The organism is Pseudomonas jinjuensis (genome assembly GCF_900103845.1).
GTDB lineage: Bacteria > Pseudomonadota > Gammaproteobacteria > Pseudomonadales > Pseudomonadaceae > Pseudomonas > Pseudomonas jinjuensis.
This window is the reverse complement of the sequence record NZ_FNIJ01000013.1, coordinates 76,239-102,518: the sequence shown is the minus strand read 5'-3', so window position 1 is coordinate 102,518 and position 26,280 is coordinate 76,239. Positions and strand designations below refer to the sequence as shown.

Below are 26,280 nucleotides of genomic sequence, written 5' to 3'. Positions count from 1 at the left end.
CGGGCCGTTACTGGGCGCAGGCGTGTTTCAGTTCGATCAGGGTGACGCCGGGCTGTGCAAAACCTTCGCGCAGGTCGCTTTCCAGCGCGTCCAGGCTCTGCGGCTGGCGCACCGTGCAGCCATAGGCGCGGCCGAGCAGGGCGAAGTCCGGGTTGCGCGGCAGCACGCCGATGGGCTCGATGTCGAGGCCGAGCATGTCGTCGCGGATCTGCCCCAGCGCGTCGTTGTTCCACAGCAGCACCACCAGCGGGCTGTCCAGCTCCTCGACCGCGGTGGCCAGTTCCTGCGCGGTGTAGAGGAAGCCGCCGTCGCCCACCAGCACCAGGCCGGGCCGCTCCGGCGCGCCGAACTTGGCGCCGATGCCGGCCGGCACGCCGTAGCCGAGGGTGCCGTAGCCGGTGGGGTGCAGCCAGCCGCGCGGCGCCTTGCTGGGGAACAGGTAGTTGCCGCTGTAGGCCAGCTGGGTCATGTCGCTGGCGATGAAGGCGTTGTCCGGCAGCGCCTTCTCGATACGCTCCAGGATCGACTTGTGGATAAGTTGCAGCGGCGCATGGCTGGCATCCAGTTGCGCTTTCAACTGGGCAATCCGCTGTTGTGCCGACGCGGTATCGCGTGTGGATAACTTCAAACCGGCCAGCAGCGCCTCGACGCTCGCCTGTGAATCGCCGTGCAGCGCCACGGCGCTGGGGTAGAAGTCGTTGAACTTGCGCGAGTCGATATCGATGCGGATCAGCTCGCCGCCGATCGGCAGGCGCTCGCGCCAGAAGTCGGTATCGGCCATCTCGGTGCCGACCGCGAGGATCAGGTCGGCCTCGCCGATCATGTCCCAGCCGGCCTGGGTGCACAGGGTCGAACCGGCGTTAAGCGGCGCTTCCGGCGCCAGCAGGCCCTTGCCGGCGACGCTGGTGAACAGCGGCGCGGCCAGGCGCTCACTGAGCGCTGCGAGGGATTCGGCGGCATGCAGGGCGCCGCCACCGGCGATGATCATCGGCCGTTGCGCGCTGGCGAGTTTATCCACAGCCTGCTGGATGGCGGCGGATGCCGCCGGACCACGGCCGGGACGACGAACCACCTCGTTGCTCCAGTCGCGCGCCACCGGGGCGGCGAGCACGTCCAGCGGCACGGAGATATGCACAGGGCGCGGACGCTCGCTGTCGAACACGGCGTAGGCGCGGGCGATCAGCTCGGGCAGATCCTCTGCGCTCAGGGCAACCGCCGAGAACGCGGTGATCGGCGCGGTCATGGCGCGCTGGTCCTGGGTCTCGTGCAGGCAGCCCCAGCCCTTGCCGAGGCTGGCGGTGTGGTTGACGCTGGAGATCACCAGCAGCGGCACGGAATCGGCGTAGGCCTGGCCGATGGCGGTGGCGGCGTTGGTCACGCCGGGGCCGGTGATGACGAAGCACACGCCGGGCTTGCCGCTGACCCGGGCGTAGCCGTCGGCCATGAAGCCGGCGCCCTGCTCGTGGCGGGTCAGCACATGGCGGATGCCGCTGCCGGGCAGGCCGCGGTACAGCTCCAGGGTGTGCACGCCGGGGATGCCGAAGACGGTGTCGACGCCGTAGTTGGCGAGCAGGCGGACGAGGGCCTGGCCGCCGGTGAGGGTTTTGATGTTCTGCATGTTCACTCCTCGAAGCTGTTCTGCTCTTCGTAGGAGCGAGCTTGCTCGCGATCATCCGTGCTATCCGGAGACTCCGGTGTTGTGGGTAACTCCGGGATCGCCAGCAAGCTGGCTCCTACAGGTTCTTGTTCATTCGGCGACTCGAATCAGCGCATCCACCGCCACCGCGCCATCGGCGCAGGCCAGCAGCGGGTTCACGTCCAGTTCCAGCAGCGAATCGACGTGCTCGCAGGCGTAGTCGGCGACCGCGCGGATGGCTTCCACCAGCGCGTCCATGTCCACCGCTGGGCGGCCACGGAAGCCGGTGAGCAGCGGCGCGCTGCGCAGGCTCAGCAGGGCGGCGCGGATCGCCGCGTCGGTGGTCGGCAGCAGCAGGCTGCGGCTGTCCTTGAGCAGCTCGACGAGGATGCCGCCGGCGCCGATCACCAGCGCCAGGCCGAATCCGGCCTCACGCTTGATGCCGACGATCAGCTCGGCCAGCGGCGGGCTGGCCATGCGTTCCAGCAGCACCTTGTCGAAGGCGACCTGCGGCGCGTGGCGGGCGAGGTTCTCGCGCATGCTCAGCAACGCCGCTTCCAGCGCGGCCTCGTTGCGCAGGTTGAGCGCCACGCCGCCGGCCTCGGTCTTGTGCGGCAGGTCGGCGCTGACCGCCTTGAGCACCAGCGGGAAACCGAGCTCGACGGCCGCCTCGCGGGCCTGTTCCGGCGTGGTCAGCACACCCGGCGGCAGCGGCACGCCGAAGGGTTTCAGCGCCTGCTTGGAGTTCCATTCGTCGAGCAGCCGGCCCTGGCCTTCCAGCGCCAGCGGGCAGAGCGGCACGCGCGCCGCCTCGCCACGCTCCAGCAGTGCTTCGCGGCGCTGGCGGTAGTGGGCGATGCGGCCCCAGGCGGCAAGGCCGTCCTCGACGCCCTGCAATGCAGCGACGCCATTGGCGTGCAGCAACTCGCGGGCGTGGGCCGGCAGCAGTTCGGGGAAGGCCGAGGCGATGAAGCCGACCTTGTCGTGACGCTTCAGCGCGGCGCAGTACAGCTCCAGCAGGAGGTCGCACTGCGGCCGTTCGCCGGTGGATTCGCCGGGATAGTCGAGCACCAGCAGCGCGGCGTCGGCCGGCGTGCGCAGGGCGCTGTCGAGCATCTGCTCCAGCGCCGGGCCGTCGCCCCAGATGGCGGTGGTGAAGTCCAGCGGGTTGGCGATGTTGGCATAGTCCGGCAGCACCTTGGCGAGTTCCGCGCGCTGCGCATCGACCAGCCTGGGCAGGCTCAGGCCGTTGCGCTCGGCGTAGTCGGCGATCAGCCCGGCGTCGCCGCCGGAGCAGGCCAGAGCGGCGAGGCTCGGACCGGCAGGCAGGTTGCCGCAGGCGGCCGCCTTGAGGGTTTCCATGAAGCTCACCGGACCGCTCACGCGGATCACCCCGAGGCGATCGAACAGCGCGTCGTACAACGCGTCGGAGCCGGCCAGCGAACTGGTGTGGCTGAGCGCGAGTTCCGCGCCGATCTCGGAAACGCCGGTCTTCAGGGCGATCACGGGGATGCCCTTCTGCAACGCCTTGTAGGCGGCGCGGGCAAAGCCGGGGACGTTCTTCAGGCCTTCGAGGTGCAGGCCGATGGCGGTGACGCGCGGCTCGTCGAGCAGCACGTCCATCAGCTCGGCGACGCCCAGCTGCGCCTGGTTGCCCACCGAGGCCATGTAGGCGACGGGCAGCGAGCGGTCGCTCATCGAGATGTTGTAGGCGAAGTTGCCGCTCTGGGTCAGCACCGCCACGCCCTTCTCGACCATGTGCCCGCCGTGGGCCACCGGCCACAGCGCGGCGCCGTGCAGGTAGTCGAGCAGGCCGTAGCAGTTCGGCCCGAGCAGGGCCATGTCGCCGGCGGCCTGCAGCAGGCGCTTCTGCAGTTCCTCGCCCTCCTCGCCGGTTTCGGCGAAGCCGGAGGCGTAGCAGATGGCGCCGCCCGCGCCTATCGCGGCGAGTTCGGCGACGGCGTCGAGGGTCAGTTCACGGTTGGTGGCGATGAACACGGCGTCCGGGCCGCACGGCAGATCGGCCACCGAACGCACGCAGGGCACGCCTTCCAGTTCGTCATGCTGCGGATTGACCAGCCACATCTCGCCTTTGAAGCCGCCTTCGGCGCAGCGCTTGAGCGCGCGCGCCATGCTGCGGCCGCCGATAAAGGCCAGGTGACGGGGAGCGAGCAGGCGCTTGAGGTTGTCTCGGTTCATGGCTCGGACCTCAACGCAGCAGCGGCCGCAGCAGTTCGCGGGAAATGATGTGGCGCTGGATTTCCGAGGTGCCTTCCCAGATGCGCTCGATCCGCGCGTTGCGCCAGATGCGCTCGACCGGGCCTTCGTCCATCAGGCCCATGCCGCCGAAGATCTGCACGGTCTCGTCGGCGACCTTGCCCAGCACTTCGCTGGCGAACAGCTTGGCCATGCCGGCCTCGCCGTCGGTCATGCTGCCGCGGTCCATCTTCCAGGCGGTGTGCAGGGTCATCAGCTCGGCGGCGCGGATCTGCGTGGCCATGTCGGCGAGCTTGAAGGAGATGCCCTGATAGCTGCCGATGGCCTGGCCGAACTGCTTGCGGTCGGCGGCCCATTGCAGCGACAGGTTCAGCGCGCGCTGGGCCTGGCCGACGCAGTTGGCGGCGACCATCACGCGGCCGGCGGTGAGCCAGGCGTTGGCCACTTCCCAGCCCTTGTCGACTTCGCCGAGGACCTTGGAGGCCGGCACGCGGCAGTCGTCGAAGAAGATTTCGTAGGTGTGGTAGCCCTTGTTGCTGACGCACTTCGGCCCGCGGCGCACGGTCATGCCGGGAGTGCCCTTGTCGACCAGGAAGGCGGTCACGGCGTTGCGCTTCTTGCCGTTGCGCTCGAAGGTGTCGGTCACCGCGAAGACGATGGCGAAGTCGGCGTGGCCGGCGTGGCTGATGAAGTGCTTGGCGCCGTTGATGACGAAGTCGTCGCCGTCACGGGCGGCGCGGGTCTTGATCGAGTTGGCGTCGGAACCGGCGCCCGGCTCGGTGAGGGCGAAGCAGTCGATCTTCTCGCCCTGCACGACGGGCAGCAGGTAGTCGCTGATCTGGTCGCCCTTGCAGGCCATGAGGATCTTCGACGGACGCGCGACGAACACGTGCAGCGCCCAGGAGACCTTCGACAGCTCGCGTTCGACCAGCGCCTGGGACAGGTAGTCGAGGCCGCCACCGCCGACTTCCTCGGGCATGTTGAAGGCATAGAAACCGGCGGCGATGGCCTTGCCGCGAATCTGCGCGGCCAGCTCCGGGGATACCGCATCGGCGCGGTCCACTTCTTCCTCGTAGGGCAGCAGCTCCTTCTCGACGAAGGCCTTGACCGCCTCGACGAGCATTTCCTGTTCCTGGGTCAGTTGGAAGTCCATGGGATTACCTGCCGCTGAAGTTGGGGGAACGTTTTTCCGCCACCGCGCGCAGGGCTTCGGCGGCGTCCTCGCTGCGACCGCAGAGCAGGCCGGCAGCCTGTTCGGCTTCCAGCTGCTGGGTCAGCGAGCGGTTGGCGCCATCGCGGATCAGGCGCTTGGTCTGGGCGAAGGCGAAGGTCGGGCCGGCGGCCAGGCGCGCGGCGAAGTCGCCGACGGCGGCTTGCAGCTGCTCGTCGGCGACCACTTCGCCGACCAGCCCGGCATTCAGCGCGCGCTCGGCGTTCCACAGCTCGTCGAGGAACAGCAGGCGCTTGGCCGCCTCGCTGCCGATCAGCCGCGGCAGGTGCCAGCTGGCGCCGGCGTCCGGGCAGTAGGCCATGCCGGTGTAGCCGGCCTTGAAGCGCGCCGAGGCGCCGGCGATGCGGAAGTCGCAGCAGAGGGTCAGGTCCATCCCGGCGCCGACGGCGGTGCCGTTGATGGCGGCGATGGTCGGTTTGTCCATGCCGTGCAAACGGGCCATCAGGGCGTGGGCGGTTTCGGTCCAGCCGTAGGTTTCCAGCTCGCCACGGGCTTCGGCCTCGGCCCATTCGGCGAGGTCGGCGCCAGCGCAGAAGCTGCGGCCCGTGCCGGTCAGCACCACCACGCGCACGGCGGGGTCGCTGTCGCAGGCATCGAGCTGGGCGTGCAGGGCCTTCAGGGTGGGGATGTCCAGCGCGTTGCGCTGCTGCGGGCGGTTCAGGGCGATCCAGGCGATGCCGCCTTCGATCCGGCTGGAGAGAGAGGAAACGTGAGTCATGCTGCCCTCGTGTTGTTGTCACTTGTGGTGAGGTCGGTGAAGCATTGGAAGCCATACTAAACAAGTGTTCAGCAAGGCGGCAATGCACCCGAAAGGGGGCTTGTAACGGGGTGTGGGAATGCTCCGGAGCCTGATTTCATGGGGCTTTGAAGGATTGGCCGGGGAGGAGGGCGGGGTGGTTGTTACAACTTCGAACAAACGCCGAGGCCGACTGTAGGAGCGTCGCCATGCGCGCGACATCGGTGACGCCGGCGATTGTCGCGGGCATGGCCCGCTCCTACAGGGTGGGCGGGCGCCGGGACCTGTAGGAGCTCGCTCCTACGAAAAGCGAAAAGCGAAAAGCCCCGCAATGCGGGGCTCGTGTCATGCAAAGGGAAGGCTTAGCCGATACTCGACACCGCCTCGTCGCTCAGCACCTGGCCGCGCTTGAGCTTCAGCGTGTAGTACGCCAGGTAGCACGCGGCGATGAAGCCGAAGCCCCAGTACAGCGACGGTCGCTGGGTCGGGTCGATGGCGAGGAAGACGAACAGCGAGCAGCAGATGACGATGCACGCCAGCGGCACGAAGGGGAACAGCGGCGCGGCGTATTTCAGGTCGGCCACCGTGCCGCCCTTGGCCATGTGCTCGCGACGGAAGCGGTACTGGGCGTAGGCGATGACGATCCAGGTCACTGTGCCGGACATGCCGCTCACCGCCATCAACACCATGAACAGGGTGTCGGCGGCGATCACGCTGGTCAGCAGCGAGAGCAGGGCGAAGGCCAGGGTGATCAGCAGCGCGTACAACGGCACGCCACGGGCGCTCAGCCTGGACAGGCTGCGCGGGGCCATGCCGGTCTTCGACATCGCCCAGAGGATGCGGGTCGAGGCGTACAGGCCGGAGTTGCCCACCGAGAGGATGGCGGTGAGGATCACGAAGTTCATCAGGTCCGCCGCGTAGGGGATGCCGACCATGTCGAACACCTGCACGAACGGGCTTTCCATCAGCCCGGCCTTCTCCCACGGGACGATGGCGGCCAGCACGGCGATCGCCAGCACGTAGAAGATCAGCACGCGGAACACCACGTTGCGCACGGCGCGCGGGATGCTCTTCTCCGGCTGCTCGGTCTCGCCGGCGGCGACACCCATGATCTCGCAGCCCTGGAAGGCGTAGACCACCGTCATCATCACCGCGAACACCGCCGCCAGGCCGTTGGGGAACAGGCTGTCGCCGAGCAGGTTGCTCATCATCGGCGCCGGCTCGCCGCTTTCCAGCGGGATGCCGCCGAAGATCACCAGCAGGCCGACCACGATGAAGCCGAGGATGGCCGCCACCTTGATCCCGGAGAACCAGTACTCGGCTTCACCGAAGGCGCGGGTGGTCAGGGCGTTGAGGGAGAACAGCACGACCACGAAGAAGCCCGACCACAGCCAGATCGGCACGTCGGGGAACCAGCGGGTCATCAGCATGCCGGCGGCGGTGAATTCCAGGCCGACGGTGGAGGCCCAGCTCATCCAGTACACCCAGCCGATCATGAATCCGGTGGCGGGACCGATGAAGCGCGTGGCGTGGGCCTGGAACGAGCCGGAAACCGGCATCTGCACGGACAGCTCGCCGAGGCAGACCATCACCAGGTACATCAGCAGGCCGGCCACCAGATAGGCGAGGATCGCGCCGGCCGGGCCGCCCTGGTTGATGATCACGCCCGAGCCCATGAACAGGCCGGTGCCGATCACCCCGCCGAGGGACAGCATGAAGATGTGGCGGCTCTGCAATGCTCGGGTGAGCTGGATCTTCTCTTTAGCTTCAGCCATGGCGCACCTCCGGATTCGGGGTGCGGGCGAGATGGACGTGACGGCTCATTATTGTTGTCTCCAATCAGTCGGAAGCCGTGTCTCGGGCACGGATGCCACCGGATTATTGGAAGGGGATGTAAGGAGCCGTTGAAGGTTGGGATCGAAGATGTAAAAAGTCGTAAGGAATTTGTCGCAAGCGCCGGCCGTTGCAGGAGCGGGCCATGCCCGCGACACGCGGCGGTGCCTGCGATTGTCGCGGGCATGGCCCGCTCTTACGGTCAGGTCAGGCGTAGGCCGTTACAACTCGCCGCGATGAAAGCCTGTAGGAGCGAGCTTGCTCGCGATCGGAGTTACGCCTGGCGGCCGGGCATCCGGCGAACATTGATCGCCAGCAAGCTGGCTCCTACGAATCGAGTTCCCGCATGGCTTCCTCCCGACAAGCCGCTACCCGCTCCGCCCACCCCGCCAACTCTTCTCCGGCCAGCGCCGCACTCTCCAACTCGCGCAAACACTCCCCCAACGCCCGCAATCCCATGGACTGGCAACTCCCCGCCAATCTATGCGCAAGGTCCGCCACCTCCTGCGGATCGTCATGTTGCAGCGCCTCGTCGAGTAGCGGCAGCTGTTCATCCAGCATCCCGCGCAGGCTGGCGAGCAGTTCCGCCAGCCTGTGCTCGCCGAGCAATTGCCGGTGGGTCGCCAGCACCTGCAGGTCCAGTGGTCCGTCTTCGGTGAAGGGAACGGCGTCGTGCAGTCCGGCCAGCGCGCGGCGCAGTTCGGGTAGGCGCAGAGGTTTGCCGAGGACGCCCTGCATGCCGGCGGCGTAGTAGCGGCGGACCATGCCCGGCAGCACGTTGGCGGTGAAGGCGAGGATCGGCGTGTCGCGGTTGCGGCCGTCGACCTGGGCGCGGATCGCCTGGCACAGTTCGATGCCGCCGAGGCCGGGCAGGTGCATGTCGAGCAGGATCAGCTCGAAGCGCCGTTCGCGGCACAGCGCCAGCGCCGGATCGGCATCCTCGGCGAGGCTGACCCGATGGCCGTCGCGCTCCAGCAGGCCCTGGGCCACCTCGCGATTGAGCGCGACGTCTTCCACCAGCAGGATGTCCAGCGCCTTGCCCGGTGCCTCCGAAGGAATGCAAGCCAGCGGCGCGGAAGCCGGCGCCAGTACGATCTCGAACCAGAAGGTGCTGCCTTCGCCCTCGCGGCTGTCCACGCCGATCTCGCCGCCCATGGCTTCCACCAGGCGCTTGCTGATTGCCAGGCCGAGGCCGGTGCCGCCATAGCGCCGCGCCACTTCCTCGCTGGCCTGGGTGAAGCGCTGGAAGATCTTCGCCAGCGCCGCCGCGGGGATGCCGATGCCGTCGTCGATCACCGCGAAGCGCAGACGCTGGCCGTTTTCTTCCTGCGCCAGCAGGCCCACCTCGAGGCGCACCTCGCCGTCCTCGGTGAACTTCACCGCGTTGGCCACCAGGTTGCTCAGTACCTGGCGGAGGAACTGCTCGGCGCCACGGCAGGCGTCCTGTACCTGCGGGTCGATGTGCAGGCGCAGGCAGGTGCCGTTTTCCTCGGCGCGCGGTTCGAGCAGGGTGAGCACGTCGTCGAGCAGCTGGCGCAGGGAGAAGTCCAGCGGTTCCGGCTGGCTGGCGCCGTCCTCCAGCTTGGCGAAGCTGAGCACCTCGTTGAGGATCGCCAGCAGCCCTTCGCCGGCCTGGGACAGCGCGTGCAGCCGGCGCCGGTCCTGTTCGCCCAGCGGTGCGCCGCGCAGCAGTTCGGCCATGCCGAGGATGCCGTTGAGCGGCGTGCGGATCTCGTGGCTCATGGTGGCGAGGAAGCGCGTCTTGGCGCGGTTGGCGGCTTCGGCTTCCTCCTTGGCGCGGCGCAGGCTGGCGGTGCGCCGTTCGACCCGCCGCTGCAGCTCGTCGCGCTTGCTCTGCAGGGCCGCGCGGTCGGCCTCGCGGCGGCGCAGGTCGGCGCGAATCGCCTGGCGCATGTCGTCCAGCGCGTGGGCCACGGTATCGATCTCGTCCTGCTCGGCGCGCTCGCGCTTGTCCAGCAGGAGCGGCGCCTGCAGGTCGCCGCCGGCGATGCTGCGCACGAAGTCGGCCATCACCCGCAGGTGGCGGGTGACCAGGCTATGGAACAGCCAGCTCAGCGCCACGGCCAGGCCGCAGAGGAACACGCCCATCCACAGCAGGCTGGCCAGGCCGCCCTGCCAGAGCCGCCGGTAGACGGCGCCGAGGTCGATGGCGATTTCCAGTTCGCCCAGCTGCCGGCGTTCGCCCTGCGGCGGCTGGTAGCTCAGCGGGAAGCGCTCGACCCGCAGCGGCCCGCGGCCCCGTGCGTCGCCCTGGACCAGGTTGAAGTCGGCGCTGCGCAGGCTGGCGCGGGCGATGTCCGGGAAGTCCACCAGGCCGTGCAGCTGCACGTTCAGCTGCTCCTGGTTGAGGTCCCACAGGCTGCGCTCGAAGCTGGCCAGGTAGCCGACGCGGATCAGCTCCAGGCGCGCCTCGATATCGCGCATCTCGCGGCGGTACTCGAAATACAGCTGCACGGCGCCGGCCAGCACGGTGAAGCACAGGCTGAACAGCAGTACCCGCAGCAGCAGGCGCCGCGCCAGGCCGCCGGGCAGGTGCGGGAAGCTCATCGCGGCACCCCGCCGCCGAGCATGACGCGGTAGCCGGCTTCGCTGTCGTCCAGCCAGCGCGCGATGCTGCCGTCGTCGACGCGCCGTTGCAGCGCCGCGTCGATCTCCGTCATCCGCGCGGCCAGCGGCGAATGGCGCGACACGGCGATGCGCAGGTAGTCGACGGTCAGCGGCGTGGGCAGCACGCGGATGTCCTCGCCGCCGGACAGCTGCTCGGCGAACAGCCGGCCGGTGCGGCGCTCGTGGATGATGAAGTCGATGCGCTGGCGCACCAGCTTGCCGAAGTTCTGCCGGCTGGTGGAGACCCACTCGATGTTGTCGTGGCTGGCGACGAAGCGGTCGAAGTCCGGCCCGTAGCTCTCGCCGAACAGCAGGCCGCCGCGGTAGTGGGCGAGGTCGTCGAGCTGGCGGAACCGCACCGGGCGCTTGCGGTTGTAGAAGATCGCCACTTCCTCGCGCAGCACCGGCACGCTGGAGAACCGCAGGCCGTCGTCGCGCTGCGGCGTGCGGTAGGCCAGCACCGCGTCGACGCGGCCGGCGGCGGCGTCCAGCAGGCAGCGCTTCCAGTTGCCGAGGGTGACGAACTCCACCTCATAGCCCAGCTCGCCGAACACCGCGCGCACCACTTCCGGCGCCAGGCCGCGTATCTGCTGGCCGTCGCTCCAGGATATCGGCGGGTACACCGGGTGGTCGCAGTAGCGGATGCGCTCGCCGGCCTGCGCCACGGCGCACAGCAGGAGGGCGAGCAGGGCCAGCCAGCGCATCGCTCAGGCGTCGCTGGGGGAGGCGGTGAACAGGTAGCCGGCGCCGTGGATGGTGATGATCAGCTCCGGTTCGGCGGGATCGTCGCGCAGCTTGCGGCGCAGGCGGCCGACCAGCACGTCGATGGAGCGGTCGTTGGGCAGCCACTCGCGGTTGCGGATCTGGTCCATCAACTGGTCGCGGTTGAGGGTGTGGCCGGCGTTGCGCAGGAACACGCAGAGCAGCTGGAACTCGCCGTGGGTCAGCGCGGTTTCGCTGCCGTCGGTGTCGATCAGGCGGCGCCGGTCGACGTCCAGCAGCCAGTGGGCGAAGCGCTTCTGGCTGGCGCGCGGAGCGGCGGCGGCAGCGGCCGGCGTGCTGCGCGCATGGCGCACGCGGCGGATCAGGTTCTTCGCCCGCGACACCAGTTCGCGCGGGTTTACCGGCTTGCTGACGTAGTCGTCGGCGCCGCATTCGAGGCCGACGATGCGGTCGATGTCGTCGTTGCGCCCGGTGATGAGGATGATGCCGACCTCCGAGCGCACGCGCAGCTCGCGGGTCAGGGTCAGGCCGTCCTTGCCGGGCAGGCGGATGTCGAGCAGCACCAGGTCGATCGGCTGCTCGCCGCGCTCGGCCTCGGCCAGGCAGCTTTCCGCCTGCTCGGCGGTGTCGGCGCAGAGCACGTCGTAGCCTTCCTCGGCGAGGTAGGCCTGGAGGAGTTCGCGAATCAGCGGATCGTCATCGACGATCAGTACACGGGGAGCCATCGCACTGCCCTGGAATGTCTTCTTATTGTGGGTTGTAGGAAGCGTCCTACTGCCGCCGCAGGGTAACGGCCGCTGAACGATCGATCAACAGCCGGCCGGCGACTTGCGGAACCGCTGGCGTCCGCCGGCCTGCAGGCCGTCCACCCAGGCTTCGCAGATCTGCATGCCCTGCTCGGGAGTGAAGGTATTGGGATTCAGCCCGGATTCCAGCCACAGGCCGTCGAGCAGCGCGCTGAGGCTGATCGCCGCGAGATCGGCGTCGAAGTCTTCCCAGCCTTCCTCGGCGGCCAGTTGGCCGAGGGTCTGGGCGAGCACGGTGCGGTACTCGCCGTAGGAATGGTCGTGGGCCTGGTTGATCGCCTCGGCGGTCTTCACCGCGCCCCAGAACGCCAGCCAGGCTTCCAGCAGCTGCGGGTCGAGCAGTTCGGCGGAGAACGACGCGCGAAAGAACGCCGACAGGCGCGCCCGCGCATCCGGCGCCGCCCCGGCGATGGCCTCGCGCAGCAGTTGCATGACCCGCCCGGTGATCGCCCGGTAGGCCTCGGCGACCAGTTCGTCCTTGCCGCTGTAGTGGTGGCTGATCAACCCCACCGACACCCCGGCCTCGGCGCAGATCTTGCGGATCGAGGCGCCCTGGAAGCCGTGCTGCTTCAGGCAGGTCAGCGTCGCCTCGATCAGCAGGGCCTTGCGCTGCTCGGGTTCCAGTCGGGAAAAGCGGACTTCCTGGTTCATGCCTGGGGCTCCGGGTGAAGGTCAGGGGAGAATTTGAACGATTGTGCAGCAAGAGGGAAGTGGTACGAGGCCCAGCGTGTAGGAGCGAGCTTGCTCGCGATCATCCGAAGCAGCCGGCGGCACCGTGGTCGCCGGGATCTGCGGGATCGCGAGCAAGCTCGCTCCTACAAAAAAAGCGGCTCCGCAGTTTCGGAATCGTTCCCCCGCGGTAGGCGCATACCTGTAGGAGCGAGCTTGCTCGCGATCATCCGGACCGGCCGGCCGCGCCGTGGTTACCGGTAGATAGGGGATCGCGAGCAAGCTCGCTCCTACGAAGAGCAGCCCGGCACCCCACCCTTTCGGGGAATACCCCCAAACCCGCCATCGGTCGAGAGTGAGTCCCGACAACAACAACAGGCGGGACTGACATGCGGACCACTCTTGCGGCAGTACTCAGCACGACCCTGGCGGCCTTGCCGGCCATGGGCTTCGGCGCCGACGACAACACCCTTCACCTCTACAACTGGACCGACTACATCGGCGAGAACACCATCGCCGGGTTCGAGAAGGCCACCGGCATCAAGGTGGTCTACGACACCTTCGACTCCTACGAAACCGTGCAGGGCAAGCTGCTGCCCGGCCGCTCCGGCTACGACCTGGTGGTGCTCAACGCCGCGCTGGTGCCGCCGCTGCTCAAGGCTGGCGTGTTCCAGCCGCTGGACAAGTCGAAGCTGCCGAGCTGGAGCAACCTCGACCCTGAAGTGCTCAGGCACCTCGATCATTACGATCCGGGCGTGAAGTACTCGGCGCCCTACACCTGGGGCAGCAACGGCATCACCTACAACGTCGACAAGATCAGGGAGCGCATGCCCGACGCGCCCATCGGCTCGCTGGCGATGCTGTTCGATCCCAAGGTGGTGTCCAGGTTCGCCGACTGCGGCGTGACCATCATCGACTCGCCCACCGACGTCATCCCGCTGGCGCTGGCCTACCTGAAGCGCGACCCCAACAGCGCCGCGCCGGAAGACCTGAAGGCCGCGGAGGACCTGCTGCAGTCGATCCGTCCGTACATCCGCAAGTTCGACTCCACCAGCTACCTCAACGGCCTGGCCAACGGCGACCAGTGCATGGCGATGACCTGGTCCGGCGACTACGCCACCGCCCAGGCCCGCGCCGACGAGGCCGGGGCGAAGGTGAAGCTGGACTACTTCATCCCGCAGGAAGGCTCGCTGATCTGGTTCGACGACTTCTACATCCCGGCCGACGCGCCGCACGTGGCCAACGCCCACAGGTTCATCGAATACATGCTGCAGCCGAAGGTGGCCGCCGAGGTCAGCGACTACATCCGCTACGCCACCAGCAACGCCGCCGCCACGCCGCTGCTGGCCGCCGAGGTGCGTGACAACCCGGCGATCTACCCGGACGCCGCCATCCGCGCGCGCCTGTTCACCCAGAAGGTGCAGGACCGCAAGGCCACGCGGCTGATCACGCGGACGTGGAATGCGGTGAAGACGGGCACGTAACTACACCAGAGCCCCTCACCCCAGCCCTCTCCCAGGGGGAGAGGGGAATGGCTTGGCGTGAAGAGTCGCTCCGGTAATCCATGGCTGGCACTGTCGCCCCCTCTTCCTCCGGGAGAGGGCCGGGGCGAGGGTGACGGCCTCCGAACAGAACATCAGAAATACAGAGGCACCCAGTATGAACACCCCATCCCCAGCCTTCTTCGCCCAGTTCGACGACGAGCAGCTGGTCGCCGCCGACAAGGCGCACTACATGCACGGCTACCACGTGTTCGACGACCACCGCGAGAACGGCGCGCTGAACATCGCCGCTGGCGAGGGCGCCTATATCTACGATACCCACGGCCGGCGCTACCTCGACGCGGTGGGCGGCATGTGGTGCACCAACATCGGCCTCGGCCGCGCGGAAATGGCCGACGCCATCGCCGAGCAGGTGCGCCAGTTGGCCTACTCCAACCCGTTCTGCGACATGGCCAACGTCAGCGCCATCCAGCTCTGCGAGAAGCTCGCCGAACTGGCGCCGGGCGACCTCGACCACGTGTTCCTCACCACCGGCGGCTCCACCGCCGTGGACACCGCCTACCGGCTGATCCAGTACTACCAGAACTGCCGCGGCAAGCACGCCAAGAAGCACATCATCAGCCGGGTCAACGCCTACCACGGCTCGACCTTCCTCACCATGTCCCTCGGCGGCAAGGTCGCCGACCACCCGGCGGAGTTCGACTTCCTCAAGGACTTCATCCACCACATCTCCTGCCCGAACCCCTATCGCGCGCCGGAAGGCATGACCGAGGCGGACTTCCTCGAATTCCTGGTCGCCGAATTCGAGGACAAGATCCTCGAACTGGGCGCCGACCAGGTCGCGGCCTTCTTCGCCGAGCCGATCATGGGCTCCGGTGGCGTGATCGTCCCGCCTGTCGGCTATCACAAGCGCATGTGGGAGGTCTGCCAGAAGTACGACGTGCTCTACGTCGCCGACGAGGTGGTGACCTCCTTCGGCCGCCTCGGCGCGTTCTTCGCCTCCGAGGACGTGTTCGGCATGCAGCCGGACATCATCACCACCGCCAAGGGCCTGACTTCCGGCTACCTGCCGCTGGGCGCGTGCATCTTCTCCGACCGGATCTGGAAGGTGATCGCCGAGCCGGCCCAGGGCCGCTGCTTCAGCCACGGCTTCACCTACAGCGGCCATCCGGTCAGCTGCGTGGCGGCGCTGAAGAACATCGAGATCATCCAGCGCGAGAACCTGCTGGCGCATGTGGAGGACGTCGGCGCGTACTTCGAGGAGCGCCTGCGCACCCTGGCCGACCTGCCGCTGGTGGGCGACGTGCGCTGCCAGCGGCTGATGGCCTGCGTCGAGTTCGTCGCCGACAAGCGCAGCAAGACGCTGTTCCCCGAGGAGCTGAACATCGGCGAGAAGATCCACCTGCGCGCCCAGGCCAAGGGCCTGCTGGTGCGGCCGATCGTGCACCTCAACGTGATGTCGCCGCCGCTGACCATCACCCGCGCGCAGGTCGACGAGATCGTCGAGAAACTGCGCGAATCGATCCTCGAGGCGGCGGACGACCTGCGCTGGAGCGGCGACTACGCGGGAAACTGATGCGCTTTGCCGAGGTTCCCGGGCGCCAGTAGACTGCCCGGCATGAGCGAAACCGAAAGCAACCTGTCCACCCCGGCCCTGCATGCCTGGCATGCGGGGCTGGCGCGCGTCATGGCGCATGTCGCCGAGCCGGCGTTCGCCGAATGCCTGGCCGAGGCGCTGGCGCAGCTGGTGTCGATCGAATCGGTGCTGTTCGGCCTCGAACGCAAGGGCCAGGCGCCGCGCCATCTCTACCAGCGCGGCATTCCCGAGGAGTACCGCGAGGCGCTGACCGAGCGCTACTACGCCCGCGGCTACATGCTCGACCCGTTCTGCCTGGCGCTGGAGGACGGCCTCGCCGAGGGCTTCTATCCGCTGGCGGAAATCGCCCCGGACGACTTCTTCAGCAGCGAGTACTACAAGACCTACTACCTCAAGTGCGGCTCGGTGGAGGACAGCCACTACATCGTCGACCTCGACGAGCAGCGCAAGCTGTCGCTGTGCGTCTACCAGGGCCGCAGCGGCGCGCGCTTCGACGCCGGGCAGCTCGACCTGCTGCGCAGCGCCCTGCCGCTGGTGCGCGAGCTGTGCGTGCAGTTCGACCGCAGCGGCGGGCTGGAACGCTGCCTCGACGGCGAACCGGCCGGCGCCCCGGCGCCCGCGCTGAACCGGCACATCCGCGCGGCCTTCATGAACTTCGGCGCCGACCTGCTCACCGAGCGCGAACGCGAGATCGCCCACCTGCTGCTGCGCGGGCACTCGGTGAAGTCCAGCGCCAGGGTGCTGGAGATATCCCCGGAAACCGTGCGCATGCACCGCAAGCACCTGTACACCAAGCTGGAGATCAACTCGCAGGCGGAGTTGTTCTCGCTGTTCATCGATTGGCTGACGCAGGGCGAGCCATAGGGGAAAGCCCCGCGGAACCTGTAGGAGCGAGCTTGCTCGCGATCCGCAGGCCATGCTGGCGGTGAGCGCGGCTGATCGCCAGCAAGCTGGCTCCTACGAAAAGCGCATCGTCGCCGTCGTTGCCGCGATCCCAAAAACAAAAACGCCGGGCAATGCCCGGCGTCTTCGTTTCATCGGCCCCGTCAGCCCATGTTCTTGCCCAGCAGCGCGTGATAGAGCTCGCTGTCCCCCAGCACCCCGACCACGCGGTTCTGCTCCTGCAGCACCAGCTTGTGGCCGGTCTGGTAGCGGATCTGCAGGGCGTCGCGCATGCGGATGCTGACGTCGACCACGGTCGGCTCGTGCTTGAGCTTTTCCACCGGGTCGCCCGGGCGCCAGCGTTGCAGGTCGATGATGTTGCTGCCCTGGCGCGCGTTCTTGATCTGGTTGCCTTCGGTGAGGCCCAGCCAGCAGTCGCGGCCCTGGTCGAAGCAGACTTCGCCGGCCTCGTGGCGGCATTGGTCGAGGCCGCGCATCAGGCTCGATCCGCACAGCACGTTGAGCGGGTTGGTGTGGGCGACGAAGGTGCGCACGTAGTCGTCCGCCGGGCTGAGCACGATTTCCTCGGGCTTGCCGTGCTGGATGATGCGGCCGTCCTTCATGATGGCGATGCGGGTACCGATCTTCAGCGCCTCGTCGAGGTCGTGGCTGACGAAGACGATGGTCTTGTGCAGCTGCCGTTGCAGCACCAGCAGTTCGTCCTGCAGCTGCTGGCGGATCAGCGGGTCCAGCGCGGAGAAGGGTTCGTCCATCAGCAGGATGTCGCAGTCCATCGCCAGCGCGCGGGCCAGGCCGACGCGCTGCTGCATGCCGCCGGACAGCGAGTCCGGGCGCTTGTCGCGCCATTGCGACAGGCCGACCAGTTCCAGCTTCTCGTCGATCAGCTTCTTCCGCTCGTTGGCCGGGCGGCCCTGCATCTCCAGGCCGAAGCCGATGTTCTCGGCCACGGTCAGCCAGGGCATCAGGGCGAACTTCTGGAACACCATGGCGATGCGCTTGGTGCGCATGGTCTTGAGGGTCGCCGGCGAGCAGCTGGCGATGTCCACCTGCTGGCCTTCGTGCTCGATAAGCAGCTTGCCGCGGCTCACGGTGTTGAGGCCGTTGATGCAGCGCAGCAGGCTGGACTTGCCTGAGCCGGAGAGGCCCATCAGCACGCAGATCTCGCCGCGGTTGACGTCCAGGCAGGCGTCTTCCACACCCAGTACCTGTCCGGTGCGCTTGAGGATTTCCTCGCGGCCCATGCCCTGGTCGAGCAGTCTGATGGCTTCCTTGGTATGGGCGCCGAAGATCACATCGACGTGTTCGAAACGAATCGCGGACATAAGTGCTTACCTCCCCCGCAGCGAGCGTTGCTTGCACACCCGGTCGAGCAGGATGGCGAGCAGGACAATGGCCAGGCCGGCCTCGAAGCCGAGGGAAATGTCCGCCGTGTTGAGCGCGTTGACCACCGGCTTGCCGAGGCCGTCGGCACCCACCAGGGCGGCGATCACCACCATCGACAGGGACAACATGATGCATTGGGTGACGCCGGCGCCGATGCTGGGCATGGCGTGCGGCAGCTCGATGCGGGTCAGCAGCTGCCAGCGCGAGCAGCCGAAGGCCTTGCCGGCGTCCATCAGTTCCGCCGGCACGTCCTGGATGCCCAGGCAGGTCAGGCGGATCGGCGCGGCGATGGCGAAGATCACCGTGGAGATCAGCCCCGGCACCACGCCCAGGCCGAACAGGGTCAGGGTCGGGATCAGGTAGACGAAGGTCGGCACCGTCTGCATCAGGTCGAGCAATGGCCGCAGGCCGGTGTAGAACCACGGCTTGTGCGCCGCGACTATGCCCAGCGGCACGCCGACGGCGATGCACACGAGGGTGGCGAAGATGACCTGGGCGAGGGTCTCCATGGTTTCCGTCCAGTAGCCCAGGTTGAGGATCAGCAGCAGCGAGGCGAGGGCGAACAGCGTCAGGCCGACGCTGCGCTGGATGAGGTGGACCAGCGCCACCAGGATCGCGGTGAGGACCAATGGGTTGAACCACAGCAGGCCGTTGGTCACGCCGTGGATGAGGAATTCCAGGGTGTCCGAAATCTTGTCGAAGAACGCGGAACCATGCTGGGTCAACCAATCGACGAATCCGGCGATGTGGTCTCCCAGGGGAAGCTTGTTGTCAGTCAGGAACATAGTGCGGGCCCATCGGAAGCTAAGGGGAAACGACCTTCACCAGTTACTTGGCGAAGGCCAGTTTGGCAGCGGCCGCCGCCGGCTTGCCGTCTCGAGTGGTCACCCCTTCGAGCCAGGCATCCAGCAGCTCGGGGTGATCCTTAAGCCAGGTTCTCGCCGCCTCCTCGGGCTTCTTGCCCTCGTTGAGGACGGCGTCCATCAGCTTGTTCTCCATGTCCAGGGTGAAGCTGAGGTTCTTCAGCAGCTGCCCGACGTTGGGGCATTCCTGCACGTAGCCTTTGCGCACGTTGGTATAGATGGTGGCGCCACCGAAGTTGGGGCCGAAGAAGTCGTCCCCGCCTTCCAGGTACTGGATCTTGAAGCGGGTGTTCATCGGGTGCGGTTCCCAGCCGAGGAACACCACCCACTGGTCGCGGCGGTCGGCGCGCTGCACCTGGGAGAGCATGCCCGCCTCGCTGGACTCGACCAGCTTGAACTTGCCGAGGTCGAAGGCGTTCTTGTCGATCATGCTCTGCACCAGGCGGTTGCCGTCGTTGCCCGGTTCGATGCCGTAGATCTTGTTGCCCAGCTTGTCGGCGAACTTGTGGATGTCGGCGAAGCTCTTCAGCCCGGCGTCATACACGTGCTGCGGCACGGCGAGGGTGTACTTGGCGCCTTCGAGGTTGGCGCGCACGGTTTCCACGGTTCCGGCATCGGCGTAGGGCTTGATGTCGTTGGCCATGCTCGGCATCCAGTTGCCGAGGAACACGTCGAGGTCGTTGTTGGCCAGCGAGCGGTAGGTCACCGGCACCGACAGCATGTTCATCTTGGTGGTGTAACCCAGCGATTCCAGCAACTCGCGGGTGGTCGCCGTGGTCACGGTGATGTCGGTCCAGCCGACATCGGAGAAACGTACCGTCCCGCACGATTCGGGTTCGGCGGCATTCGCCGCCATTGCGAAAAGGGACACAGCCAGCAGCAAGGACTTGCCAATCATGAGCGGACTCCTCTGCAGGGTGCCGGCGCCTCCTCTACGGGGCGGCGGACTGAATGCTTGTTAGTGGGACCACCAACTGCCGGTCCCTTTCTTGTCGATTCGGAAACGATCATGGAGCAGGAAAAATCTGTCGCCTACCGGGGGCGTCGTAACCAGTGCGGACGAAGTCGCAATCAGCACCAGGAGTGTCGCATCCGGTTTTGCTGGCCCGCCGCAGCGACTTCGGAGCGGCGTTTTTGCCTGAGAGCGACCTGAATCGGCAGAACCATCTATCAAGATAGTCCGCCATGACCCGCGGCGTTGGCCGGGGTTGGGCAGCTGTAGTGCAGACGCGCGAGGGACGTGCGAGTTCCGCGCCTGGCGCGATGTCGACACAGGGTGGATGGCGCTTTTCCATCCACCATTGCGGGGCCGCATGCGCGGCCATGGCGGATCGGTGGAGCGTGATCCACCCTACGCGTCCCTCGTACCCAGGCCCCCGCGGCGTTTTTGGATAAAAGCAGGTCGATAGCGGACACCGCAGGCCGGTGCGAACCGCAGAAGATGGCGGCAACGCGGACACAGGGACGTTTCCGCTCCCCACTTCGTTTTTCCGGAGGCCGGCATGGCTATCAGTGTGTTCGACCTGTTCAAGATCGGTATCGGCCCGTCCAGTTCCCATACGGTCGGCCCGATGCGTGCCGCCGCGCTGTTCGTCGGCGCCCTGCGCGAGCGCCAGTTGCTCGGCCGGGTCGCTCGCGTCGAAGTGCGCCTCTATGGCTCGCTGTCGGCCACCGGCGTCGGCCACGGCACCGACCGCGCGACGGTCATGGGCCTGATGGGCGAATGGCCGGACCGCATCGACCCGTCGCAGATCGCCCCGCGCATGGCCGAGCTGCTGAGCAGCGGCGAACTGAACCTGGGCGGTGAACGGCGCATTCCCTTCGACTGGGTGCGCGACATGCGCCTGCTGGAAGAGAACCTGCCCTACCACCCCAACGCCATGACGCTGATCGCCTCCGGCAGCGAGGGCGAACTGCACCGCGACACCTACTACTCCATCGGCGGCGGCTTCGTCGTCGACGAGGAACAGGCCGCCACCGGCAGCCTGGACCAGGACCACACCCAGCTGCCCTACGACTTCAACAGCGCCGCCGAACTGCTGACCCTGTGCCGCCGCCACAACCTGCGGGTGTCGGAACTGATGCTGGCCAACGAACGCATGTGGCGCAGCGAGACCGACATCCGCTCCGGGCTGATGACGATCTGGCAGGCCATGAAGGACTGCGTGAACAACGGTCTCAAGGAGGAAGGCATCCTTCCCGGCGGGCTCAACGTGCAGCGCCGCGCGGCCAGGCTGCACCGCAACCTGCTGGAGATCGGCAAGCCCAACGTCATCGGCTCGACCCTGAGCGCCATGGAGTGGGTCAACCTGTTCGCCCTGGCGGTGAACGAGGAAAATGCCGCCGGCGGGCGCATGGTCACCGCTCCCACCAACGGCGCGGCGGGGATCATCCCGGCGGTGCTGCACTACTACATGCGCTTCAATCCGGATGCGCGGGACAGCGACGTGGTGGACTACTTCCTCGCCGCCGCGGCGGTCGGCATCCTCTGCAAGAAGAACGCTTCCATCTCCGGCGCCGAAGTCGGCTGCCAGGGCGAAGTCGGCTCGGCCTGCGCGATGGCGGCCGCCGGATTGGCGGAAGTCCTCGGCGCGACCCCCGCGCAGGTGGAGAACGCCGCCGAGATCGGCCTGGAACACAACCTCGGCCTGACCTGCGACCCGGTCGGCGGGCTGGTGCAGGTGCCGTGCATCGAGCGCAACGCCATCGCCGCGGTGAAGGCCATCAACGCCGCGCAGATGGCCCTGCGCGGCAACGGCGAGCACTTCATCTCGTTGGACCAGGTGATCCGCACCATGCGCGACACCGGCGCCGACATGCACGACAAGTACAAGGAAACCTCGCGCGGCGGCCTGGCGGTCAGCAGCATCGAATGCTGACCCGCAATGGCGCGCATTCCGCCGCTGCGCTTCCTTTTGGCGCGGCGGCGGGAAACGGGAAAGAACCTCATCCGCACAACCGTTACCTTTCTCACCACCCCCGACCGCTAGCGAAAACCGGATGCTACGGAAATGCCCAGACCGGCCAGTCACTAAGGCATTTGCGACATTCTGCTGGTCGCATCTGAGCTCCCAAAAACGCCCATTCATGGGCGTTTTCTTTTTTTATTGAACAATCAATCAATGTGGGCACGGCATTTGCTCTCTCTTCTGTCCAAAGGAGTGCGCCGGTCTCAGAGCATTCCTACAAAAACAAAAGAAAATCGCCCCAACCCCAAGGGGCACGTGACCTAGCGTGAGGATATTGACCATGAATGCGTTCAACGCCGGCGTTCCCCTGCAAACCCGGACTCCGCAGTCCATCGGCTTCCTGCTGCTGGATAACTTCACCCTGATTTCCCTCGCTTCGGCAGTCGAACCCCTGCGCATGGCCAACCACCTCTCCGGGCGCGAGCTGTACCGCTGGCACACCCTGAGCCTGGACGGTCGCCAGGTGTGGGCCAGCGACGGCCTGCAGATCACCCCGGACGCCAGCATGGCCGATGCGCCGGCGCTGGATACGGTGATCGTCTGCGGCGGCGTCGGCATCCAGCGCAGTGTCAGCCGTGAACATGTGACCTTCCTGCAGACCCAGGCGCGCCTCGGCCGCCGCCTCGGCGCGGTGTGCACCGGCAGCTGGGCGCTGGCCCGCGCCGGCCTCCTCGACGGCTACGACTGCAGCGTGCACTGGGAATGCCTGGCGGCGATGCAGGAGGCCTTCCCGCGCGTGGCCATGAGCACCCGCCTGTTCTCCATCGACCGCAACCGCTGCACCTCCTCCGGCGGCACCGCGCCGATGGACATGATGCTGCACCTGATCGGCCGCGAGCACGGCCGCGAGCTGTCGGCGGCGATCTCCGAGATGTTCATCTACGAGCGCATCCGCAACGAGCAGGACCACCAGCGCGTGCCGCTCAAGCACATGCTCGGCACCAACCAGCCGAAGCTGCAGGAAATCGTCGCGCTGATGGAAGCCAACCTGGAGGAACCGATCGACCTCGACGAACTGGCGGTCTACGTCAACGTCTCGCGGCGCCAGCTCGAGCGGCTGTTCCAGAAGTACCTGCACTGCTCGCCGTCGCGCTACTACCTGAAGCTGCGCCTGATCCGCGCGCGCCAGCTGCTCAAGCAGACCTCCATGTCGATCATCGAGGTGGCCTCGGTGTGCGGCTTCGTCTCCACCCCGCACTTCTCCAAGTGCTACCGCGAATACTTCGGCATCCCGCCGCGCGACGAGCGCCAGGGCCAGCCGCTGAACCAGCCGGCCGTGCTGATGCCGATCCCGCAGGACCTGGCGCACATGCCGCATTCCTCGGCCATGTCGGCGCTCAGCCAGGCGCAGGGCGAGTCGACCTTCGCCAGCGTGAGGGTGTAGCGCGCGTCGACGTGCTTGCACCCGCCCTACGCCGAGAGACCCGTAGGAGCGGGCCATGCCCGCGACCGTGCGCGTGGCGCGCTTCCGGGATGGACGCGGGGGCGTCCGAGGATGCATTTCATGGTTCCCACGCAGGGGCGTGGGAACCATGAAGCCGTGTAGGGACAACTGTCTCGCAATCGCTGTGTAGGGCGAATGAAGCGGAACGCTTCATCCGCCGACCAGGCCGCGCCGATGGGATGGCGGATAACGCTGGCGCGTTATGCGCCCTACGTGGCTGCTCATGGCCCGCTTGACGCCATACCTGTAGGAGCGGGCCATGCCCGCGACCGCGCGCGTGGCGCGCGTCTACGACGGACGCGGAAGTGCCCCGTCCCGCCTTACGGCCGCGGCACCAGCGCCGGCAGCAGTTGCCGGGAAATCGCCTCGCGTACCGCGGGGAGCAGGGTGGCGTTGCTGGTGAACATTTCCTCCACCAGCCGGCGCAGTGCGCGCGAGCTTTCCGGGGTGAGGGCGCGCACGGCGATTTCGCAGGCCTGCTCCGGCGTCGCGTCGGGTGGCATGTGGAAACCCAGCGCCTGCAGGCGCTCGCGGAAATCGTCCTGGTCGATCAGGTCGGCATGCATCATCGCGCTATCTCCATGGCTGCAATCAGGGACTGGAATCGATTCTGGTAACCCCGGGGCGGGGCGGCAAGCATCCGCAGGTCGGAATGTCCGGAGCTGGCATGAGCAGGTCGCTTTCGACTAAGCGGCGTTACGGCGGGCTACGCAGAATGGAAGCCATCGAAGGTCCGCAGGCACTCGGACCGGGCACACACTGAGAGCCCACTACCGGCTCATTCTTGTCCCCTGCCGCGCGTCGGGCGCCGCAGGGGATTTTTTTGTCCAGGCCGCAGGGCCGGCAGGGGATTCCTCATTCGAGACTGGCGCGGACCGCCGCCAGGCCATCCGCGCCGGCGAAGCTGCCGACGCCGTCGAGCCAGCGCTGCAGGTCCCCGGGATGCGCCTTCAGCCAGTCGCGGGCGACCTGGCGGGGCGGCTGGCGCTCCATGATCGGCGCCATCAGGCGGCTTTCCTGGTCGGCGTCGAAGGTCAGGTTGCGCAGCAGGCGCGCCACGTTCGGGCAGCGCTCCAGATAGTCCGGCGCGGTGACCGTCGAGACCGTGGCGCGCCCTTCGTCGGGGCCGTAGACGCCCTCGCTGCCGGACAGGTAGCGCAGCGGAATGTCGAGGTTCATCGGGTGCGGCTTCCAGCCGAAGAAGACGATCCAGTCCCGGCGCTTGATCGCCCGGCGCACGGCAGTGAGCATGCCGGCTTCGCTGGATTCGACCAGACGGAACCCGCCGAGGCCGAAGCGGTTCTGCGCGATCATCGCGGCCATGCCCCTGTTCGCCCCGGTGCCGGGTTCGATGCCGTAGAGCTTGCCGTCCAGGCGTTCGCGGAAGCGGGCGATGTCGGCGAAGGTCCTGAGCCCGCCGTCGTAGGCGTAATCCGGCACCGCCAGGGTGGCCTGGGCGTCGGGCAGGCTCGGCGGCTGCAGCACGCGCACCTGGCGCTTCTCGACGAAGGGGCGGATGTTGGCGTCCATCAGCGGACTCCAGTAGCCGAGGAAGATGTCAAGGCGGTCGTCGCGCAGGCCGGAGAAGATGATCTGCTGCGCCGCGCTGGTCTGCTTGACGCGATAGCCGAGCCCTTCCAGCAGCGCCTCGGCGATGGCGCTGGTGGCGACCACGTCGGTCCAGCTGACCAGGCCCATGCGCACGTCCCGGCAGCGCTCCGGCTCGCCGGCCCGCGCGCCATCGGCCAGCAGCGCCAGGACGAGGATGATGATCGGGACTCTCATGGCCGCTCCCCCGGCGATCTCGTTCATCGGAGACTAGCCGTGGCGCACCCGCTGCGCGCGCCGGCGGCGACACCCACTGTTCATTCTTTCGCCGTCAAAGCGTCATCTGCCGGCGCCAAGCTGGCCACTCCAGCCCCTTCGGCCATGGGAGATGCGAGATGCCACGCCAGATCGACGCCACCCTGCAACTGGACGCCAAGACCCGCCGCAAGCTCGAAGACCAGCGGCGCATGATGTTCCGCCGGGCCATCGAGGAACGCCTCGAAAGCCGCCGGTTCGCCCTGGAAAACGATGATTATCCCGACCTGATCGCCGTCAATTACCTCAATTCGGCGCGTTCGGCGCGGAAAAGCGCTCGGCCAGCTGGCTGATCAGCGCCCGGCCTTCACGGATGAAGGCGACGAACGCCTGGGCCACCGGGCTCAGGCGTTTGCCGCGGGCGTGCACCAGACACCAGCTGCGATAGAGCGGCAGCTCCTCCACCGGCAGTTCGCGCAGCAGTCCCGCCTGCACTTCGCGGCTCACCGCATGGCGTGGCAGCAGGGCCAGGCCGAGCCCGGCGAGGACGCCCTCGCGCGAGCCTTCCAGCGAGGAAAATTCCAGAGTCTGCGGGAAATGCGCACGCTTCTGCTGGAAATGCTCCTCGATCGCCTTGCGTGTGCCGGAGCCCGGCTCGCGGATCAGCAGGGGGAAGGCTTCCAGGTCCTTCAGCGACAGCTTGGCCGCCGAGCACAGCGGATGGTCCGGCGGCGCCACCGCGACGATCGGGTTGTTGAGGAAGGGCAGGAACTCCAGCGCCATGTCCTGCGGCACCAGGGACATGATCACCAGGTCGTCGCGGTTGTCCGACAGGCGCTTGATCACCTGGCCGCGGTTGACCACGGTGAGGTTCAGGCTGACGTCCGGGTGCTGTTCCTGGAATTTCGCGAACAGGTGCGGAGTGATGTACTTGGCGCTGGATTCCACCGCCAGGCGCAGCTGGCCCTGCAGCGAGCCCTTCAGGTCGGAGAGCTGCATGTCGAGGTTTTCCAGGCGCTGGAAGATGTCGTTGCTGGCGCGCAGCAGGGCGTCGGCGGCGTCGGTCTGGTAGAGCTTCTTGCCGATGTACTCGAACAGCGGCTGGCCGACCAGCTCTTCCAGTTGTCGGATCTGCAGGCTGACCGCCGGCTGGGTCAGCGCCATTTCTTCCGCGGCGCGGCTGTAGGAACGGCTCTCGCACACCGCACGGAATACCTGCAGCTGGCGCAATGTCATGCGCATCAATGACTTACGCATGTCTCTCGACTCCCGATGACGGCTGTTTCGTCAACTATAAGTCAAAATTAATGGCTACCCCAATAATTATTGATTTTGGT

The 26,280-nt window shown here is 67.2% G+C and carries 21 protein-coding genes; 6 read left to right on the top strand and 15 right to left on the bottom strand.

Annotation, left to right across the window (positions count from 1 at the left end):
- Positions 1-7: 7 nt before the first annotated feature.
- The 9 genes from BLR75_RS18455 to BLR75_RS18415 all read right to left on the bottom strand — a co-directional run bounded on the left by BLR75_RS18455 (position 8) and on the right by BLR75_RS18415 (position 12,461).
- A complete protein-coding gene (locus BLR75_RS18455; RefSeq protein ID WP_084312011.1) occupies positions 8-1,618 on the bottom strand; it encodes a 5-guanidino-2-oxopentanoate decarboxylase in 1,611 nt (536 codons plus the stop codon).
- A 129-nt stretch (positions 1,619-1,747) separates the two neighbouring features.
- Positions 1,748-3,835 carry an acetate--CoA ligase family protein gene (locus BLR75_RS18450; RefSeq protein ID WP_084312012.1) on the bottom strand — a complete coding sequence of 696 codons (2,088 nt, stop codon included), beginning with the start codon at positions 3,833-3,835 and terminating at the stop codon, positions 1,748-1,750.
- A 10-nt stretch (positions 3,836-3,845) separates the two neighbouring features.
- Positions 3,846-5,006: an acyl-CoA dehydrogenase family protein gene (locus BLR75_RS18445; RefSeq protein WP_084312013.1), complete on the bottom strand. Its 1,161-nt coding sequence runs from the start codon at positions 5,004-5,006 to the stop codon at positions 3,846-3,848.
- A 4-nt stretch (positions 5,007-5,010) separates the two neighbouring features.
- On the bottom strand, positions 5,011-5,802 hold the full coding sequence (locus BLR75_RS18440) for an enoyl-CoA hydratase/isomerase family protein (RefSeq protein WP_084312014.1): 792 nt from the start codon (positions 5,800-5,802) through the stop codon (positions 5,011-5,013).
- A 380-nt stretch (positions 5,803-6,182) separates the two neighbouring features.
- Positions 6,183-7,595, bottom strand: a complete 1,413-nt coding sequence (locus BLR75_RS18435) for an amino acid permease (RefSeq protein WP_084312015.1) — start codon at positions 7,593-7,595, stop codon at positions 6,183-6,185.
- Between the two features lie 385 nt (positions 7,596-7,980).
- Complete coding sequence (locus tag BLR75_RS18430) at positions 7,981-10,221, bottom strand: ATP-binding protein (protein WP_084312016.1); 2,241 nt, start codon at positions 10,219-10,221, stop codon at positions 7,981-7,983.
- Entirely contained in the window at positions 10,218-10,985 is a 768-nt protein-coding gene (locus BLR75_RS18425; protein ID WP_084312017.1) for a substrate-binding periplasmic protein, read from the bottom strand. Before BLR75_RS18425 ends, BLR75_RS18430 begins: the two co-directional genes overlap by 4 nt.
- Before the next feature lie 3 nt (positions 10,986-10,988).
- A complete protein-coding gene (locus BLR75_RS18420; protein ID WP_084312018.1) occupies positions 10,989-11,729 on the bottom strand; it encodes a response regulator transcription factor in 741 nt (246 codons plus the stop codon).
- A gap of 84 nt (positions 11,730-11,813) precedes the next feature.
- Entirely contained in the window at positions 11,814-12,461 is a 648-nt protein-coding gene (locus tag BLR75_RS18415; RefSeq protein ID WP_084312019.1) for a TetR family transcriptional regulator C-terminal domain-containing protein, read from the bottom strand.
- Between the two features lie 407 nt (positions 12,462-12,868).
- Here BLR75_RS18415 and BLR75_RS18410 point away from each other — a divergent pair, with 407 nt between their 5' ends.
- The 3 genes from BLR75_RS18410 to BLR75_RS18400 all read left to right on the top strand — a co-directional run bounded on the left by BLR75_RS18410 (position 12,869) and on the right by BLR75_RS18400 (position 16,442).
- Positions 12,869-13,963, top strand: coding sequence for a polyamine ABC transporter substrate-binding protein (locus BLR75_RS18410; RefSeq protein ID WP_084312020.1), 1,095 nt, complete (start codon positions 12,869-12,871; stop codon positions 13,961-13,963).
- Between the two features lie 175 nt (positions 13,964-14,138).
- Positions 14,139-15,557: an aminotransferase gene (locus tag BLR75_RS18405; RefSeq protein WP_084312021.1), complete on the top strand. Its 1,419-nt coding sequence runs from the start codon at positions 14,139-14,141 to the stop codon at positions 15,555-15,557.
- Positions 15,558-15,599: 42 nt separating this feature from the next.
- Positions 15,600-16,442 carry a helix-turn-helix transcriptional regulator gene (locus BLR75_RS18400; RefSeq protein WP_084312022.1) on the top strand — a complete coding sequence of 281 codons (843 nt, stop codon included), beginning with the start codon at positions 15,600-15,602 and terminating at the stop codon, positions 16,440-16,442.
- A gap of 182 nt (positions 16,443-16,624) precedes the next feature.
- On the opposite strand, the gene choV is transcribed toward BLR75_RS18400, so the two are convergent.
- From choV to BLR75_RS18385, 3 genes are read right to left on the bottom strand one after another with little or no spacing between them, the layout of a single operon-like run.
- Entirely contained in the window at positions 16,625-17,803 is a 1,179-nt protein-coding gene (choV, locus tag BLR75_RS18395; protein ID WP_084312023.1) for a choline ABC transporter ATP-binding protein, read from the bottom strand.
- A gap of 6 nt (positions 17,804-17,809) precedes the next feature.
- A complete protein-coding gene (choW, locus tag BLR75_RS18390) occupies positions 17,810-18,649 on the bottom strand; it encodes a choline ABC transporter permease subunit (protein ID WP_084312024.1) in 840 nt (279 codons plus the stop codon).
- Positions 18,650-18,692: 43 nt separating this feature from the next.
- A complete protein-coding gene (locus BLR75_RS18385; protein WP_090416120.1) occupies positions 18,693-19,625 on the bottom strand; it encodes a choline ABC transporter substrate-binding protein in 933 nt (310 codons plus the stop codon).
- Between the two features lie 604 nt (positions 19,626-20,229).
- On the opposite strand from BLR75_RS18385, the gene BLR75_RS18380 reads away from it, so the two are divergent.
- Positions 20,230-21,606: an L-serine ammonia-lyase gene (locus BLR75_RS18380; protein ID WP_084312026.1), complete on the top strand. Its 1,377-nt coding sequence runs from the start codon at positions 20,230-20,232 to the stop codon at positions 21,604-21,606.
- Positions 21,607-21,976: 370 nt separating this feature from the next.
- Positions 21,977-23,080 carry a choline metabolism transcriptional regulator GbdR gene (gbdR, locus tag BLR75_RS18375; RefSeq protein WP_084312027.1) on the top strand — a complete coding sequence of 368 codons (1,104 nt, stop codon included), beginning with the start codon at positions 21,977-21,979 and terminating at the stop codon, positions 23,078-23,080.
- A gap of 380 nt (positions 23,081-23,460) precedes the next feature.
- On the opposite strand, the gene BLR75_RS18370 is transcribed toward gbdR, so the two are convergent.
- A complete protein-coding gene (locus BLR75_RS18370) occupies positions 23,461-23,709 on the bottom strand; it encodes a hypothetical protein (protein WP_084312028.1) in 249 nt (82 codons plus the stop codon).
- Positions 23,710-23,995: 286 nt separating this feature from the next.
- Positions 23,996-24,925 carry a choline ABC transporter substrate-binding protein gene (gene choX, locus BLR75_RS18365; protein WP_084312029.1) on the bottom strand — a complete coding sequence of 310 codons (930 nt, stop codon included), beginning with the start codon at positions 24,923-24,925 and terminating at the stop codon, positions 23,996-23,998.
- A 158-nt stretch (positions 24,926-25,083) separates the two neighbouring features.
- Between choX and BLR75_RS18360 the strand changes: the two genes are divergently transcribed.
- The gene (locus BLR75_RS18360) at positions 25,084-25,296 is read left to right on the top strand and encodes a transcriptional regulator (protein WP_084312030.1); all 213 of its coding nucleotides are present in this window, start codon (positions 25,084-25,086) and stop codon (positions 25,294-25,296) included.
- Here BLR75_RS18360 and BLR75_RS18355 read toward each other — a convergent pair.
- Positions 25,250-26,185, bottom strand: coding sequence for a LysR family transcriptional regulator (locus BLR75_RS18355; protein WP_090416119.1), 936 nt, complete (start codon positions 26,183-26,185; stop codon positions 25,250-25,252). The two genes, BLR75_RS18360 and BLR75_RS18355, sit on opposite strands and share 47 nt — an antisense overlap.
- Positions 26,186-26,280: the final 95 nt, after the last annotated feature.